This is a genomic window from Maridesulfovibrio salinus (genome assembly GCF_055394525.1).
Map to the genome: position 1 here is coordinate 237,532 of NZ_AP042461.1, position 16,426 is coordinate 253,957.

Consider the following 16,426-nt stretch of genomic DNA (forward strand, 5'->3'; position numbering starts at 1 on the left):
ACTAATATAGTCATTGTAAAAATAATCCGCCCTTTACAGGTGGTAATCTAAAACTACTTATCTTCCAAAGGAACCTGAAGTTTGGTCAATTCTTCAGAGAGCTTAGCAGCCTTCTTCGGTTCGACCAGTCCCAGGATCGCTCCGGCACTGCGACCGCGCATACCCGCCAGAATCTTGACAGCAAGGTCAGTATCAAGGGATTCAATAACCTTGGCGGCACTCTTGGCTTTCATGGCTGTGTATACACCCACGAGATGCTTGACTTTAGCATCCTTGAGTACGTCCGCGTCATCAAGCATTTTTTTAAGCCGCTTTTCAAGATCTTTCATCTCGGCCAGCTTTTTATCCAGATTCTGCTCCAGAGTACGCAGGGATCTTTCCTTGCGGGCCAGCTCGTCTTCCTTGGCTTTAAGGGCTTTCCAGTCGGCTTCGGTCATACTTGAAGGCCGCTTGGCCTCCTGCTGGGGAGCAGAGTTATCCTGGGCCTGAGCTTCTGCAGCTATGACCTGCCTAGTCTCAACCACGTTGCGGACAACACTGGTTTCCACCACCGCCTCAACAGCCTTTTCGACTACTTTTCCGGCCGGCTTATCAATGTCAAACCCAAGCGAACCTATAAGAGAAAGTTTAAACAAAGCCAGAAGAACAAGACATACAAGTATCTTAGAGATCTTTAGGCTTGAAACGAATTGTTGCCATTTCGTCAAACTCTTTTTGTTCTTTGAGACTTTCTTCTTCATAGTATTTTTTCGCCTGATTCTCTTTGAGTTTTTCCAGCAACTTACGGTCTTTTGACTTTTTCACAGCTTCTGCTCTACATTTCTGCAAGTTGAGGGCCAACTGTTTCATGCGGTTTTGTGCCGTACGAAGATCCGCCTTGAGAGCTTCGTCATACTGCCGCCAGAGCCACATACTGTTGGCGTCAAGATTTTCGTATTTCTTTTCAAGATTGGCAGCGATCTTTTCTTCAACAGCAAAGACCGCCTTCTTTTGCTCCTGATGGAGCCGGCGGGCTTCAGCCAGAGCCATACTTGCTTGCTCTTCAGCCTGCTTTCTGAACTCCAGAACCTTCTCAAGCCTAAAAACAAAAGGAGCTGGCATAGGGGGTGAGTGTCCGGTCTACTCTTTATCTTCAGGTTTACCGGCCAGACCGCAATACCCTTTTTCCGCATCTGCAAAGCGCCACATCATACACATGGTTCCCTGACAGAATTTCATTTTGTCGTCACTGGTCATCAGATAGGGACAATACTTAAACTTGGCTTCACTTTCAGAATATAGCATCTCAACCTCTTAATTCTCAGTCTGGACGAGTTGGGTCGGTATTAAACACTTTTTTCCCATAGTACTCTTCACATATTCCTTAACCAACACGCCGATGCGCTCTTCTCTGGTAAATTTGTCAGCATACTTACCGTTTTCATAGACCTCAGAGAACTTGTCGGAAAGCACAGGGTGCTTACTGGCATATTCCTCAACCTGCTTAGAATATTCGGTAATTTTTGCATTAACTTCTTCCTCGGACATGGATTCAATAAGCTTAACCTTACGAGCGAAAGTCTGCGGGTCCGGGAGTTCAGAAGATTCCATCAGTGTGCTGAATGCTCTAGCAAAACGCTGGCTGCCTTCAAAAATATGTTTGGGGCGGACAACATTAAGACCGGCCCATCCGGCCCGCAGCCATTTGAACAGGTAGTTCACTGTCTTTTCAGGGTTGTCCTTACTCTGGATATATACATACACTGACATGGAGTCATACATATATGTATCCATCCAGCCTATACCGCCCTTAGTCAGTCCCGGAAGGCCACTATAGAAATAGTTCCACTGATTATCGTCCACAACGAGGCCTTTCATACCCACAGTTGACTCATCGTCCTGTCTGGAAACTGAAATAAAGACATCACGCCCTTCATATTTTGTAAGAATGAGAAGACGATTTAAATCGTACCTGTAGTATGCCCCACCGAAAGAATCCGGGGTATTGACTTCAAATTCCTTTCCACGCCAGACTCTGGGCCCATTATCTTCACTGAGATACTTCCATGGTTCTACCTTATCAGCATAAAACTGACTGTCTGGATACCACCCGCTGACTCTGATCACTGAGGGATATATTGCGTAGTTGGGAATTTCAGGATTATAAGTATACTCAAGAATCCTTTTGAGACCTGCATTAACGGTCATGCGCATAGCAGCACCGTTTGCTGATTCTCTTTTGGGGAGTTCTATCAGCTCGCTTGTCGGTTGAGAATCATCGACATATTCAATCAATCCGGTAAGGCTGCCCTCGTCAATATCATTTCCAGGGGCAGCTAACGCCTTGAATAAATAATCAAGTCCCTGCTCTACTGGCTCAGGCAGCTTGATTTCCTTTTTCTTTTTGCTCTCGGAAAAACTTGAAGTGCACAGAGCTTCTCCGGACACAAAAAGTAATGAAAAGGAGGCGATAAAGAGAACTAAAAAAGCTCTCAATACAACCCGGCCGAAAACCGGATCAAAATTTTTTTTCATATTTCTTATTCACCTTCCCGCCTTTTATTAAGCGGGTTTTTGTCATTTGCGTGTCTTAAGTATTTATGCACTAAATTGATTCTTGGCAAGTCTGAGGCTCTAGAGCATAATGATCAGACACACACAGAAAACAGGATTCCAAGTAAATTCCAGCAAACAGAATGCCGCATAAAAATAATCATGATATTTATACCCACTGGGCTGTAAGAAATTTATATCAGGTACCCTGACAGTCATTTTTATGTCGCTTTAAAATACAAAAAACCAGGGCAGCTGATTAAGCAGCCCCGGCTTTGGTAAACAATCTTTTTCCAAGAGATTACTGATATTGCCTCAGAAAACCCCAACCTATGAGACAGGCTCGGGCTCTGGCAACTCAACTGATGGTAAAGCAGTATTCCACTATTCGATGGTAATGCACTCTACCGGACAGGAGTCTATAGATTCCTGAACGCACTCCAGATCAATCGCATCCGCCTTAATCACTTCAGCTTTCTCACCATCCGCATCCAAAGCGAAAACCTCAGGGCAAAGCTCCACGCACGTTTCACATCCAATGCATTCGACTTCATCAATTACTACTTTCTTAGCCATAATTAACCTCCAGTAAAACAATTTCTATTTATAGCAACAATACCTTTAAACAGAAACATAAACAGACCTTTTTTTGCAAGCCCTATTTTAGATTGATCAATGAAGCATTCCCGGAGAAGAAATCACTCATTAAAAGTCTCAGGCAGTACAAACAACAATGATTCTAGCACATATCATTAAAATATGAATCAACAACCTGATGAATAAACCCCGCGTTAACCACCCAAACTCCAGAACGCAAAAAAATCCCCCAAGTAAAAACTCGGGGGATTCTCTTCAAATTTTAATCACTCAGAGCCTATTCACCAAGATAAGCTTTCTGGATATCAGGATTGTTAAGGAGTTTTCCGGCCTCATCCTCAAGGACGACAGTGCCTGTTTCCAGCACATATCCTCTATGGGCCATACTCAACGCAACCCTGGCATTCTGTTCAACCAGAATGATAGTTGTACCCAACTTATTAATTTCTTTGATTATCTCAAAAATCTGTTTTACGATCAAGGGTGCAAGTCCCAGTGATGGCTCGTCAAGCAGAAGCACCTTAGGACGACTCATGAGCGCGCGGCCGATGGCAAGCATCTGCTGTTCACCACCGGAGAGGGTTCCCCCCGCCTGCCTGCGTCTTTCACGCAGGATTGGAAACATCTCGAAAACACGCTCCATATCATTCAAAATCTCGTTGTCATTCCTAAAAAAAGCCCCCATATCAAGGTTTTCTTCAATGGTTAGGCGGGGAAATATTCGCCGCCCTTCCGGAACCTGACAAAGCCCCATGGATGGGAGCTTATCGGAATTGACTTTGTTAATGCACTGCCCCCGGTAATAAATCTCACCCGCGGTTGCCTTAACTATATTACATATGGTCATGAGCGTCGTGCTCTTACCGGCTCCGTTTGCCCCGATAATTGAGACAATCTCACCTTCCATTGCAGTAATACTGATTCCCTTAAGGGCCTTGATGCTGCCATAACCAGAATGGACATCACGTAATTCAAGAATAGGTTCTGACATGGCTTAATCCTTTTTGTCTGCCTTCATTCTGCGTTTGGGAGGCAGCAATCCCTGAGGTCTGAAGAGCATCATGAGAGTCATGACACCACCAAAAACCAACATGCGATACAATTCGAAATCTCTGAATATTTCCGGCAGTGCAATAAGTGCAAGCGCGCCAAGAATTACTCCCGGAATAGATCCCATACCACCGAGAACGACCATCGAAAGAACCATGGCAGACTCAAGAAAGGTAAAAGATTCAGGGCTGACAAACCTCATCCGGGCCGCGTAGAAAGCTCCGGCCATTCCCCCGAAACATGCACCCGAACAATAAGCCAGAAGTTTCATGAAAAATGTTGGAACACCCATTACTTCTGCGGCGGTTTCATCCTCACGAATCGCTTCCCAGGCTCTACCTATGCGGGAATGATTCAAGCGGTAAACAGCAACAATAGTAAATACTGCCAGAACAAGAATAACATAGTAGATGAGCCCAAGTTTTTTGAGCCAAAGATGCTCTAGAGTGAAACCATTCGCAAAATCAGGCCAGTATATTCCGGGAGCCTTGATTCCGGTAATTCCGTTTGGCCCATTTGTAAGACTCATCCAGTTATTGAACACCATACGAACTATTTCAGCAAAACCCAGCGTGACAATTGCCAGATAGTCACCGCGCATCCGCATGGAACAATACCCGATAATACAGGCTCCCAGACCGGCCACACCTGCGCTTAGAGGCAGACAGAGCCAGAAAGCGAGCTTGTAATGCACCGAGAGCAAGGCATAGGTATAGGCCCCCAGACCATAAAAGGCGATAAAACCCAGATCAAGCATGCCTGCCAGACCTACAACAATATTAAGACCAAGACCGAGGCATATATAGATCATGCAGTTGATAGCTACATCCTGTGCATAACGCCCGAACATATGCGGGTAAGCAACAGCAAAAGCCAGCAGGACCAGTGCCCAGACTATAAAGGGAACTGTTGAAGCTGCATTTCGGAGCCCGCCGACAGCAGTGCCCGCCGGCCTTGTAAAAAACTTGAACGCTCCACTGCTGTTTAGCTGGTACAGCACAAGAACAAAAGAACAGCCAAGGGCAATTCTCCACCAAACCGAGAATGTGGTCGCAACCTCCAACCCTTCAGGCTTCACCCCCAAGAGGGGCCAGAGCAGGACGAAAAGCCAGATCATCCCAACGCCTAAAGAAGTCCAGTGTTTTTTAAACTCTGGTGTCGTCAACGTTTTCTCCCATGATTCCTGAAGGTCTGAAATAAAGAACTCCGATCAGGATCAGGAACGCAAATACGTCCTTATACTCCCCGGAGATATATCCCGCGGCGAAAATTTCCACCATACCGATGATGAAGCCACCAATCATTGCGCCGGTGATGTTACCGATTCCACCGAGAACAGCAGCGGCAAAGGCCTTGATGCCCGGCACAAACCCCATATCATAACGCACCGAACCATAGTAAAGGCCAACCATGATACCTGCTGCAGCTGCAAGGCCGGCACCGATTGCAAAGGTAAGACTGATAATGCGGCTTGCGTTAATGCCAACCAGAGCCGACATGATCTTATCCTGTGCAGTAGAACGCATGGCCTTGCCGATACGGGTCTTGAAAACCAGAAAATTAAGGGCAACCAGCAGAAAGGCGGTCAGACTGACAATGAAAAGCTGCATATAGGACAGCATGACCGTTCCGAACTCAAACCCGCCCTGCGTTATTTCGGAAGGATACGCCTTGTCATATACGCCCTGGGTGAGCATGAGGCCGTTCTGCAGAAAAATGGACATACCGAGCGCTGAAAGAAGCACCGAAAGTCTTGAAGAGTTACGCAGAGGTTTATAGGCCACCTTTTCAACGGCCATCGCGAGCATTGCGCAATAGGCCATGGCCAGAATAAGCGATCCTGAAAGGCAGACCCAGACCGGAGCTCCCTGAGAAAGCAGGTAGCTCATGAAGATCACGCCAACATAACCGCCAGCAGCAAAAAACTCCCCGTGTGCGAAGTTGATGAGCTGGATGATTCCGTACACCATGGTATAGCCAAGTGCGATCAGCGCGTAGACACTGCCGAGTGTAATACCATTGATGAGTTGCTGAAAGAAATATTCCATGTAAATCCGGGGGCTGTGCGTAAAGGCCTCCGCCCTATCGGGAGGAGGCCGAGATTACTATTGCTTCTAGTATAATTTTCCGGTTGCAGGGTTCCAGTAGTTGATGAACTTACCGTCTTCAACTTTACGGATAATGTAGTTGGAACCTGAGTCGCCGTTGGGCATGAATTTGATATGCTTGGTAGCACCATCATAATCCAGCTTCATAAGCTCTGCCTTAACCTTCTCTGGATCTGCAGAACCCGCGGCCTTAACGGCTTTAAGGTATGCAATGGCTGAGTCATAAGCATAACCGGAGTAAGCACCGGGTTCGCCGTATTTCGGCTGATACTTTGCGTAGAACTCTTTATAAGCCGGGGCGTTATCATCAATAAAACCGAAAGTAAGATACACACCATCAGCTGCATCCTTTGCAATCTCGATCAGCTGAGGATGGTACACCGCGTCCTGAGCAAGAACATCAGCATCGATTCCCATACGTCTGGCCTGAATCAGCATCAGAGCTCCAGTGGCAGAGTTCTGCATTGACATGTAAAAAACATCAGGTTTGCTTGTCTTTACCTTAGTAAGAATAGCAGAAAAGTCTTTATCGCCCTGGTTGACATGTTCATGGCCCAGAACTTTTATGCCTGCAGCTTCGCACATTTTCTCGACACCATCGGCGAGCCCCTGTGAATAAGCGGTTTTATCATCAACAATGTAGACAGACTTGGCACCCAGTTTTTCCTGCATGAATTTGAGAGCGATTTTACCCTGGTCATCGTCACGGCCGCACATGCGGAACATGTAGGGAAGTCCTCTGGAAGTAACTCTTTCGTTGGTGGAAGCAGGAGTGATCATGACGATAGACTCTTCGTCAAGAACTTCGGACGCAGGCAGAGTCGCGCTTGAGCAGTAGGCCCCTACAACACCATTGACTTCTTCATTGATAAGTTTATTGGCTGTTGCGACCGCCTGACGGGGTTCACACGCGGTATCCTGAGGAAGAACCTCTATTTCATCAAAGCCGGGGATTCCACCCTGTTCCTTAATAACTTCTACAGCAGTGAGAACACCGTTTTTAATGTCGTTACCGTCAGCGGCGTACGGACCTGTAAGCGGTCCCATAGTACCCAGCTTAAGTGTTTTAGCGAACACCATTCCGGTACCGAGCATTAAAATCGCCGCGGTAAGCAGAACTGTCATGATCAAACGTTTCATAGGATGAGCCTCCCTAAAGTAAATAAGGTTAGTTACCCAGATATGCCTCAATTACAGCAGGATTATTCTGAATCTCTTCAGGGTTACCTTTTGCAATCATCACTCCGTGATCAAGGACAACAAGTCTCTGGCAGATTCCCATGACAACTTTCATGTCATGCTCAACCATCAAAACGTTGATCCCTCTCTTTGAGATTCTCCTTATAGTTTCCATCAGCTCGGAACTTTCAGCCGGGTTAAGACCGGCTGCAGGTTCATCCAGGAGTATGGAGGTCGGCTCTGATGCAAGAGCCCTCGCAATTTCCAATCTCCGCTGATGCCCATAAGGCAGACTGGACGCAACTTCATCCGCGAACTTATCCAGCTCAGCAAACCGAAGCTCTTCCATGGCCTTTTCCTTGATCCTTTGCTCCTCTCTTTTCTGAGCGGGAGTACGGAAGATAGCGCCGAAGACTCCGCAACTTGTGCGCGAGTGCTGAGCTACCATAACATTCTCAAGGGCGGTCATGTTCTGAAACAGCCTGATGTTCTGAAAAGTCCGGGCAATTCCTTTGTGAAGAACCTGATAAGGCTTCAAGCCTGTCAGCTTTTCACCATCATATTCAACATATCCACCGGACGCCGAATACACTCCGGTAATGACATTGAAAACAGTGGTCTTGCCTGCGCCATTAGGGCCGATCAGCCCTACAATCTCTCCCGGCATGAGAGAGAAGTTGACCTCTGCCAGAGCCTGCAGCCCACCGAAGCGGACGCTCACGTCGTGTAAATGAAGTTCTGCCATATTGGACATACCTATACACATTAATCTTCTTTAAATCAAGGCGAAACACGTTTTTTATTCCTTGAAGCCTTGATTTAACGAATAAGATTCCGCAACACAGATGATACATCTGCTCTTGCCATGCCGGCTGATCACTTGATCAAAGTGAATCTGCTCACATCAACAAACAACGCTGATTCAGCAATCAAGTAACATCGACACTAAAACTTAACCACACTCAGTATTTCAGATAATTTTACTTACGTTTACATTCAGATTGAAAATTTCACTACAGACAATACAGAGATTACAAGCAAATAAAAGTCTTTTTTTACTTACAAAATTGTTGGTAGATTTAGCATTTTTTTTCAATATTGGCTAATAAAGTATAATCAAGCTCTTCAACTCTTATTTACTAATTTTAAAGCCGTTTATTTTAAATATTGACGAATTTATGTCGCTCATATTTCCATTAAGCTATATTTTATAATCCAGAGTTATCTGCTCTGAATACCAGATATGTAAAAAAGACCCAAAATAAAAAGCCCCTGACCAATAAGGACAGGGGCTTGATATTCTTCAGATTGACTGAAGCGGATGGCGTTAACGGCCTACCAGCTGTCGTCACCGAAGGGATCGGAACCGAAGCCGAAGTCTTCAGCAGGAGCGCCACCGGTTTCGGGGGCACCAGCAGAGTCACCAGCGGGAGCTGCGCCTTCAGCAACTGCACCGGCAGCAACAGTTACAACACCGTGCTTTTTGACGTCTTCGATCATCTTGAGGAGTTCATCAACCTTGCCGATGTACTCTTCAACTTTTTCCTGGGAAGTAACGATAACTTTGTCGCCTTCGTCTTTACCGGCAGCTTCAAAAGCTTCACACTTGCCTTTGTATTCAGCCAGAGCTTTTTCGGTTTCACCGAGTTTGCCTTCAGCTGCAGCAAGTTTGGTTTCCAGATCCTGAATTTTAGCAGCCTGGTCAGTAACGTTAGCGCGGTAGTCAGCCAGCTTCTCGAAGATAGCGTCAACCTGAACCATTACGTCACCGGGAAGAGCGCCAACAGAGACGTTCTCACCAAGACCTGCAACCTGACCGGTTTTCATTTTAGCGAGTTCAGGATGCTGTTCGTAGATCCATGCTTTAGCGAGAGCTGCAGCAAAAGGTTCGAATTCAGCATCGATGTCTTTCTGGGTCATGTAAGCCAGAAGTTCCTGAACAGAGTTGTTGCTTTCGCCACCTTTGATGTAGGAGACAAAGGTGCTCATGGGGAAAGTTTTACGTGCTTCAGACATGATTTGTTCCTCCTTGCTCTATTACAGAGTAAAAGTCTTTTCTTCACGGACCGGCATGGGAAGACGGCCGATGTATCTTGCATAAGTTAAAGCTGCAGTCCTGTAGACAAGGTGTCCCAGCTTGGACCACGGCAGATAGACAAACATCATGAATACGGAGATCAGGTGTACGTAGTACATGGGGTATGCGAGAATCGCCACGCCGAGAAGGCGAAGAAGTTCACACATGATACCAGTTACTGCGATAGTCCAGATCAGACCGAGCAGGTACCAGTCATAGTAACTGGAACCGTGGACTTCCTGGTCCTGGTTCAGACGACGTTTGGTCAGCAGAACGAGGGAGTAGATCAGGAGCCCTGCGCCAACGTTGGCCAGAATCTTAACCGGATGCCACAGAGGCATGGGAGTGTGACCGATCGGGGTGAGGAAAGGAATAATCTTTCCGCCCCAGTGGGTAACAGCAACCACACCGGTTACAATCATCAGGAAGATGAAGGCGAGCATTATGTAACGGTGACCGTTGAATTTCTGCTCGTCAGCTTCGTTGGTTTCGCCGCATTCTTTCCACTTAGAGTGAGTCAGCAGTTCGTTTTTGCAAACGTCAATGAAACACTCAAGCATGCTGGGCTTTTCAGATTTGTCACCTACAGCAAAGACCTTAGGCTGGTCCTTGAAGGATTCAATGAGGTTTTTCACTCCTTTGTAGAAGGTCCAAACCATGAAGCCGAAGGCAATCATGAAGATCGGGTCAATGGTGAAATCACCGGGGAAGAGATGACCATAGACGATTTTTCCGTCCTTGAGAGGAAGGAAGGAACCGCGAACTCCGGCCATAATAAACCAGATCACCATGTAGATTGCAGCAGGAATGGCAATCAGTTTGGGCAGGTGCTTGGGGGAGCTCATCCATTCACCGATAATGGTCGGAGTCATCATCTTTTTGTAAGCCATGTTGCGAAGCCCTGCGAGCAGGTCTGCAGGACGCGCGCCACGGGGGCACAGGTCGGAGCAGGTTCCGCAGTTGTGGCACAGCCAGATATCGATGTCCGTTTCAAGTTTATCCTTAAGGCCCCACTGAGCCCATACCATTTCCTTACGCGGATAAGGATTATCGGCAGGCGAGAGGGGACATGCTACAGAGCAGGTTGCGCACTGGTAGCACTTCTTGACGCCTTCGCCACCGACTTCCTGAAGTTCTTTTACGAACTGCAGATCCGGTTTAATGCGAATATCTTTCTGCATATCGCGTCTACCTCCTAGTAGCCCTTGAACGGGTTAGGACCGATCTTGATCATGTCGTTTACGAAAGTGTCGATCATGTCGGGAACTTTGTCGTATTCGTCAATGGCAAGTTCAGCCTGGACAACACGCTCAGGTTCAACGCCGAGTCTGTTGAGAGAATCAGCAACGTTTTCCATACGGCGGTTACAAAGCTCAGAGCCCTTAACAAAGTGGCACTGGTAGTCTTCGCCGTATTTACAACCGAGCAGAAGAACACCGTCAACACCCTTGGACATAGCGTCTGCGATCCAGATGGTGTTTACGGAGCCGAGGCAGCGGACGGGAACAACACGAACGTAGGGGGACCAGCCTTTACCGCGCATAGCAGCCATGTCGAGTGCCGGATAGGCATCGTTTTCACAGGCCAGTACGATAAAACGGGGTCCGTCAACTTCCATATCATCAGGAACGTTAACCTGCTTGATCATGGAACCGATCATGTCGATGTTATAGTTATCAAATCCAATTACGCGCTCAGGGCAGGCACCCATACAGGTACCGCAGCGGCGGCAACGGGAAGGATTCGGCATTGGTGTTCCTTTTTCATCATCATCCAGGGCGCCGAAGGGGCATTCCTCGGTACAACGCTTACACTGGGTGCAGCGCATGAAGTTGAAAACAGGATAGGTGTTGTCACCGGAGCGGGGGTGTACGGAAACGCCATGGTTGATGGAGTTGATACACTGAATCGCTTTCAGAACAGCACCGGCTGCATCCTCACGGGCGAGCCCCATGGACATGGGCTGGCGCACACAACCTGCGGCATAGATACCGGTACGGCGTGTTTCGTAAGGGAAGCAGATATAGTTAGAGTCTGCGTAGCCGTCGAACTGCTGGAGATCGGGGAACGCGGGACCCTGTCTGTAGACGAGGTTGATGGTCGGATCATGCGCGGTGGTAGGAACCATACCGGTAGGAACAACGACCAGTTCAGCTTCGACTTCAATATGTTCGCCCAGCAGGGTGTTGTCGGCAGAGATGACCATGTTGCCGCCCTCTTCCTTGATGGAAGTTACGGAACCCTTGGTCAGCATAATGCCGGCATCGTCCTGTGCTGCGCGGTAGTAACGCTCATTAACGCCGGGAACCATCATGTGATCATAAATGATGTAGGCAACAGCGTTTTCATTCTTTTCACGTACGTAGTTGGCCTGCTTGAGAGCAACGAGGCTATTGAGCTCGGAGCTGTAAGGAAGGTGCTTGTAGGATTCCATGTCTTCGTAAACGAATACATCTTCCTCTTCACCTTCTGCAGCTTCGGCTGCGGCAGCGTCATCTGCAGCAATCTGCTCATCAGTACGGTTAGCGTAAGCTTCCTCTTCAGCTGCAAACTGCTTTTCGCTCAAACGAGTATCAAGAACGAAGGCTACGGAAGAAGCATTCATGTTGCCTTCCTTGACCATCTTTTCGAACTCGGCAGCAGTAACAACCTTTGAGTTACCGTAACCCATGGGCTCTACGTATTTGGTATCCTGGGGAACCCAACCGGTAGCCAGAACACATGCGCCGACAGGCATCTCTTCAACGCCGGAAGCAGTTTTCACTTTAGCAGTGTACTGTCCGGGAGCGCCTTCGAGTGCATCAAGCTGTGCTGAGGTGAGCACCTTGATTCTGGAATTCGACTGAACTTCAGATATAAGGGCCTCAATACCAGTTTCATGGGCTTCGAGGTAAGGGTAGGAAAGAGGGAAGGTTTTATACATACCTGCAGCTTTACCGCCGAGGTTTGCTTCCTTTTCCACCAGAATAACATCATGGTTGGTCTTGGCTGCGTAAAGAGCCGCTGTAAGACCGGTGAAACCACCACCGAGAACCATAACCACTTTTGTGGGGTCAAAAGCCTGAGACTCCACTTTATTGGTTTTGGTCAGTTTGGTGATACCCATCTTGACGTATTCGTTAGCCATGATTTTGAGGAGTTCGGGAACTTCACCTTCCGGATCAGGCATGGTGCCGTCGGGGTTCCTGAAAACCTTGATGCACTGTTCACGCAGGTTGACTCGTTCGACAACGACACCGTCAAAGTCGAAAATATCCCAGTCAACGCGAGGGCTGGTGCCGCAGATACATACTGCGTCAACGTTGCCAGCGTCGATATCTTCCTGAATAAGCTTTCTTCCTTCCTCGCTATTGAGACGGGGGTGAACTTTAATCACCGGGCACACGCTGGCGTGTACACGGCCTACGAGTTCCGCCATCTCTTCGGCGTCAAGGTAAGGAGAAACGCTTGCTTGGTCGAAATAAACACCGATTTTTTCGGGCATGTCGACTTACCTCCCTATCACCGTTTGGATCGCTTTAAGAGCGGCAGCAGTACCGGACTGGGCTGTCTTCATGACATCCAGAGGCTGCTTAGCACACCCTGCAGCGAAAATGCCTTGTTCCTCACCGCCGACAATAAAGCCCTGATCGTCAACCTGTACACCGGAAGGAACCGGAGTACCAGCGAGGCTGGGCTGCATACCGGTAGCCAGTACAACGAGATCATGCTCGTTCTGTGCCTTGATGCCGGTTTCAGCATCCTCAACTGTGACGAGCACATTGCCGGTACCGGAAACTTCCTCGACTTCAGCGACCTTGCCCTTTACGGCATTGATCTTGTCATCGGAAAGAATGCGCTTGGCAAATTTGTCGTAACGGCCCGGAGTACGCAGGTCGATGTAATAGATAGTGACCTTTGCATCAGGGAACTGATCGCGGACATATGCAGCCTGCTTCAGAGAAGCCATGCAGCAGATGTAGGAACAGAAATTGAGGTGGTTTTCATCGCGGGATCCCGCACACTGTACGAATGCGATGTTTTTGGGCTGTGCACCGTCCGAAGGACGCACAATGTTTCCGTTGGTGGGTCCGTTGGGAGCAGCCAGACGCTCAAGAGCCATGTTGGAAACACAGTTCTTAACGGTGCCGGCACCAAGATTGGAAAGTTTGGTAACATCGTAAGGCTTCCAGCCGGTAGCGTAAACGATGGAACCTACATTAAGTGTGATGACCTTTTCCTCTTCTTTAAGGTCGATTACATCGACGCCTTCGAGGAGCTTGAGGTCTTCATCAGTGCAGTTTTCCTTTTCAAGAACATACCTAGAGGGAAACGCAAAAGGTACATCCATGTAAAGGGCTTTACGGTCAGCCAGTTTGAACTCGAATTCATCGGTGACATCATTGGTCAGCTTTTCGATGACTTCAGAAAGTTCAACACTGCCGGGACCGACATATCTGGGTTTGATACGGACCTTGACTTCAAAATTGCCTTTGGAACCACTGATGGATTCCACTTCAGCCAAGGTAAAGAACTTGACGTTCTTATTGTTTTTGATTCTCTGAAACTGAATCTCCAGACCGCAGGAAGGAGGACACAGCTTAGGAAAGTATTTATTCAGCTGCATCACCCGGCCACCCAGATACGGCGCCTTCTCCACGATGAAGACTTCATGGCCTACTTCAGCGGCTTCGAGAGCAGCAGTAATTCCGCTGAACCCGCCGCCTACGACAAGTATGCTATTTGACATTCTCTATCCTCCTGAACTCTTTGAGGCCCTTAGCCATAAAATGGCCCAAACCCGGACACCGACCGTAGGTCGCAATACGGATTCAGACCATTTCAGTGCAAGCCGTAAAAGAACGGCTGCGGGCGTTAAGCCCGCAGCCGCATATATCATTCCCGGCTTAGGTGGGGATGATCTGGTGGTATGCTCTTTTGAATACAGCGGTTTCGCCTTTTTCAACGTCGTACTTGGAGTTGACGAAGCATTTCCACTTGGAGTCATCCAGACCCATGAAGTCACCACGGTAGTAGAAACCGGGGTAACGGGATTCTTCACGGAATTCGATGTGCTGCATGTGCAGGCGTACAGTCCACAGTCTGTGGAACTGTTCCCAACAGCGCATGAGTTCGTGAAGGTCACGAGCAGCCAGTTTCTTGGAGTCTTCTTCGAGCATTTCGAGAAGTTTGAAACCGGTGTGCAGGAGAGACTTGGAGGTAACGTACATGGTACCAACACCACCACCGTATTCATCAGTTGCCTTAACAAGGCGCATCATGAAGTTCTTGGGAGTGATGTAGTTGGGGTTAACTACGGGGTCGGTAGAGATGCCTTTACCTTCTTCGTAGGTGTACCAGGGCTGGTAGATCTCTTTAGCGAGTTCTTTGATGTCTTCTTTCAAAGTGGGTTTGAAGTCCTTGTGGTCAACAACCCAGCGAACCATCTGCTTACCAACGATACGACCTTCAGCGTGAGAACCGGAAGAGAACTTGTGACCGGATGCGCCAACACCGTCAGCACAGGTCCAGAGGCCGTTAACGGTGGTCATACGGTTGTAGACTTTACCGTTGTCAGCTTTAACTTTGTAATCTTCGGGAACCCAGTCTTCGTCCGGACCGGAAGTCCAGATACCGCAGCAACCGGAGTGAGAACCGAGGAGGTAAGGCTCGGTGGGCATGATTTCGGAACCGGAGTTTTCAGGTTCGATGTTCTGACAAGCCCAGAGGTTAGCCTGACCAACACACATGTCGAGGAAGTCTTCCCAGGCTTCGGACTCGAGGTGCTTCTGCTCAGCGGGGGACAGCTCTTTGAAGGTGTTCTGCAGTGCGGTAGCGGTGTCCATGTAGATGGGGCCGCGGCCTTCACGCATTTCACGGAGCATCATGTGGTTACGCAGACAGGTCGGGATAACGTGACCTTTAGCGTAGCCGCGATCTTCGTAAGGCTTGAGCATTGCGCGGTTGGTTTCGCAGTAGTCTTCGCCTTTGTAGTTGGTGGCTTTAGCTTTGAAGAGCAGGAACCATGCGCCAACAGGACCGTAACCGTCTTTGAAACGAGCGGGTACGAAACGGTTTTCCATCATGGTCATTTCAGCGCCAACCTGAGCACACATGGTGTAGGTGGAACCAGCGTTCCATACGGGGTACCAAGCACGACCCATACCTTCACCAGTGGAGCGAGGACGGTAAACGTTTACAGCACCACCACATGCAACAACAGCAGCGTTGCAGCGGAATACGTATACTTTGTTTTCACGAGTGGAGAAACCTACAGCACCAGCGATACGGTTAGGCTCGTTGGCGTCCAGGAGCATCTTAACGATGAAGATACGTTCCATGTAGTTATCTTCGCCGAGTGCCATTTTAGCAGCTTCAGCAACGATGCACTTGTAGGACTCACCGTTGATCATCATCTGCCAGCGACCGGAGCGTACGCATGCGTCGCCATTGCGCAGGGAGAGACCAGCAGCTTTAGCAGCAGCACCGTCAAGGTTCTTACCGTCTTTTTTGATCCAGCAGGGAAGGCCCCACTCTTCAAAAAGGTGAACGGAATCGTCAACGTGACGGCCGAGGTCAAAAATAAGGTCTTCGCGAACGAGGCCCATGAGGTCAGTACGAACCATGCGTACGTAGTCATCAGCGTCGTTTTCGCCAAGGTAGGTGTTGATAGCGGAAAGACCCTGTGCAACAGCACCGGAACGTTCCATAGCAGCTTTATCGAGGAGCATGATGGAGATGTCGCCACCAACTTTTTCGATCCAGCGCATTGCTTCATAAGCAACACCGCAGTTACCCATACCGCCACCTACGAGGAGCAGGTCAACGTCTTTTTCTATCAGCTCAGGTTCTGCGAGAGCAACACCTTTAGCAGCTTCTTTGCTAGGGAGAAGAGGCATGTTTC

General features: G+C 48.4%; 15 protein-coding genes. All 15 read right to left on the bottom strand.

Annotated elements, in window-relative coordinates:
• Nucleotides 1–53: 53 nt before the first annotated feature.
• Nucleotides 54–740: a MotE family protein gene (locus ACZ5PW_RS01050; protein ID WP_464557259.1), complete on the bottom strand. Its 687-nt coding sequence runs from the start codon at nt 738–740 to the stop codon at nt 54–56.
• Nucleotides 664–1,101 carry a flagellar export protein FliJ gene (fliJ, locus tag ACZ5PW_RS01055; protein WP_464557261.1) on the bottom strand — a complete coding sequence of 146 codons (438 nt, stop codon included), beginning with the start codon at nt 1,099–1,101 and terminating at the stop codon, nt 664–666. The genes ACZ5PW_RS01050 and fliJ overlap by 77 nt, the downstream gene beginning before the upstream one ends.
• A gap of 18 nt (nt 1,102–1,119) precedes the next feature.
• Entirely contained in the window at nt 1,120–1,284 is a 165-nt protein-coding gene (locus ACZ5PW_RS01060) for a hypothetical protein (protein WP_464557262.1), read from the bottom strand.
• A gap of 9 nt (nt 1,285–1,293) precedes the next feature.
• Nucleotides 1,294–2,514 carry a hypothetical protein gene (locus tag ACZ5PW_RS01065; protein ID WP_464557263.1) on the bottom strand — a complete coding sequence of 407 codons (1,221 nt, stop codon included), beginning with the start codon at nt 2,512–2,514 and terminating at the stop codon, nt 1,294–1,296.
• Between the two features lie 402 nt (nt 2,515–2,916).
• Nucleotides 2,917–3,108 carry a ferredoxin gene (locus ACZ5PW_RS01070; RefSeq protein ID WP_464557267.1) on the bottom strand — a complete coding sequence of 64 codons (192 nt, stop codon included), beginning with the start codon at nt 3,106–3,108 and terminating at the stop codon, nt 2,917–2,919.
• A 298-nt stretch (nt 3,109–3,406) separates the two neighbouring features.
• On the bottom strand, nt 3,407–4,120 hold the full coding sequence (locus ACZ5PW_RS01075; protein ID WP_464557269.1) for an ABC transporter ATP-binding protein: 714 nt from the start codon (nt 4,118–4,120) through the stop codon (nt 3,407–3,409).
• A gap of 3 nt (nt 4,121–4,123) precedes the next feature.
• Nucleotides 4,124–5,296 (bottom strand): ABC transporter permease subunit, encoded by a 1,173-nt coding sequence (locus ACZ5PW_RS01080; protein WP_464557270.1) that lies wholly within the window; start codon nt 5,294–5,296, stop codon nt 4,124–4,126.
• A 28-nt stretch (nt 5,297–5,324) separates the two neighbouring features.
• Complete coding sequence (locus tag ACZ5PW_RS01085) at nt 5,325–6,227, bottom strand: branched-chain amino acid ABC transporter permease (protein ID WP_464557271.1); 903 nt, start codon at nt 6,225–6,227, stop codon at nt 5,325–5,327.
• A 66-nt stretch (nt 6,228–6,293) separates the two neighbouring features.
• Entirely contained in the window at nt 6,294–7,427 is a 1,134-nt protein-coding gene (locus tag ACZ5PW_RS01090; protein ID WP_464557272.1) for a branched-chain amino acid ABC transporter substrate-binding protein, read from the bottom strand.
• A 28-nt stretch (nt 7,428–7,455) separates the two neighbouring features.
• Complete coding sequence (locus ACZ5PW_RS01095; protein WP_464557275.1) at nt 7,456–8,211, bottom strand: ABC transporter ATP-binding protein; 756 nt, start codon at nt 8,209–8,211, stop codon at nt 7,456–7,458.
• A 590-nt stretch (nt 8,212–8,801) separates the two neighbouring features.
• Entirely contained in the window at nt 8,802–9,482 is a 681-nt protein-coding gene (locus ACZ5PW_RS01100; protein WP_464557277.1) for a hypothetical protein, read from the bottom strand.
• Nucleotides 9,483–9,503: 21 nt separating this feature from the next.
• A complete protein-coding gene (qmoC, locus tag ACZ5PW_RS01105) occupies nt 9,504–10,724 on the bottom strand; it encodes a quinone-interacting membrane-bound oxidoreductase complex subunit QmoC (RefSeq protein ID WP_464557278.1) in 1,221 nt (406 codons plus the stop codon).
• A gap of 14 nt (nt 10,725–10,738) precedes the next feature.
• Nucleotides 10,739–13,027, bottom strand: a complete 2,289-nt coding sequence (locus ACZ5PW_RS01110; protein ID WP_464557279.1) for an FAD-dependent oxidoreductase — start codon at nt 13,025–13,027, stop codon at nt 10,739–10,741.
• Between the two features lie 6 nt (nt 13,028–13,033).
• Nucleotides 13,034–14,272: a CoB--CoM heterodisulfide reductase iron-sulfur subunit A family protein gene (locus tag ACZ5PW_RS01115; RefSeq protein WP_464557280.1), complete on the bottom strand. Its 1,239-nt coding sequence runs from the start codon at nt 14,270–14,272 to the stop codon at nt 13,034–13,036.
• A gap of 157 nt (nt 14,273–14,429) precedes the next feature.
• Nucleotides 14,430–16,421, bottom strand: coding sequence for an adenylyl-sulfate reductase subunit alpha (aprA, locus tag ACZ5PW_RS01120; RefSeq protein WP_464557282.1), 1,992 nt, complete (start codon nt 16,419–16,421; stop codon nt 14,430–14,432).
• Between the last annotated feature and the right edge of the window lie 5 nt (nt 16,422–16,426).

Excerpts from the sequence above, each read along its gene's own strand:
- ACZ5PW_RS01050 (WP_464557259.1), bottom strand. The coding sequence starts at position 740 with ATGAAGAAGAAAGTCTCAAAGAACAAAAAGAGTTTGACGAAATGGCAA.
- ACZ5PW_RS01065 (WP_464557263.1), bottom strand. The coding sequence starts at position 2,514 with ATGAAAAAAAATTTTGATCCGGTTTTCGGCCGGGTTGTATTGAGAGCT.
- qmoC (WP_464557278.1), bottom strand. The coding sequence starts at position 10,724 with ATGCAGAAAGATATTCGCATTAAACCGGATCTGCAGTTCGTAAAAGAA.
- ACZ5PW_RS01075 (WP_464557269.1), bottom strand. The coding sequence starts at position 4,120 with ATGTCAGAACCTATTCTTGAATTACGTGATGTCCATTCTGGTTATGGC.
- ACZ5PW_RS01115 (WP_464557280.1), bottom strand. The coding sequence starts at position 14,272 with ATGTCAAATAGCATACTTGTCGTAGGCGGCGGGTTCAGCGGAATTACT.
- ACZ5PW_RS01080 (WP_464557270.1), bottom strand. The coding sequence starts at position 5,296 with ATGATCTGGCTTTTCGTCCTGCTCTGGCCCCTCTTGGGGGTGAAGCCT.
- ACZ5PW_RS01070 (WP_464557267.1), bottom strand. The coding sequence starts at position 3,108 with ATGGCTAAGAAAGTAGTAATTGATGAAGTCGAATGCATTGGATGTGAA.
- ACZ5PW_RS01085 (WP_464557271.1), bottom strand. The coding sequence starts at position 6,227 with ATGGAATATTTCTTTCAGCAACTCATCAATGGTATTACACTCGGCAGT.
- ACZ5PW_RS01100 (WP_464557277.1), bottom strand. The coding sequence starts at position 9,482 with ATGTCTGAAGCACGTAAAACTTTCCCCATGAGCACCTTTGTCTCCTAC.
- ACZ5PW_RS01090 (WP_464557272.1), bottom strand. The coding sequence starts at position 7,427 with ATGAAACGTTTGATCATGACAGTTCTGCTTACCGCGGCGATTTTAATG.
- ACZ5PW_RS01060 (WP_464557262.1), bottom strand. The coding sequence starts at position 1,284 with ATGCTATATTCTGAAAGTGAAGCCAAGTTTAAGTATTGTCCCTATCTG.
- ACZ5PW_RS01095 (WP_464557275.1), bottom strand. The coding sequence starts at position 8,211 with ATGGCAGAACTTCATTTACACGACGTGAGCGTCCGCTTCGGTGGGCTG.
- ACZ5PW_RS01110 (WP_464557279.1), bottom strand. The coding sequence starts at position 13,027 with ATGCCCGAAAAAATCGGTGTTTATTTCGACCAAGCAAGCGTTTCTCCT.
- aprA (WP_464557282.1), bottom strand. The coding sequence starts at position 16,421 with ATGCCTCTTCTCCCTAGCAAAGAAGCTGCTAAAGGTGTTGCTCTCGCA.
- fliJ (WP_464557261.1), bottom strand. The coding sequence starts at position 1,101 with ATGCCAGCTCCTTTTGTTTTTAGGCTTGAGAAGGTTCTGGAGTTCAGA.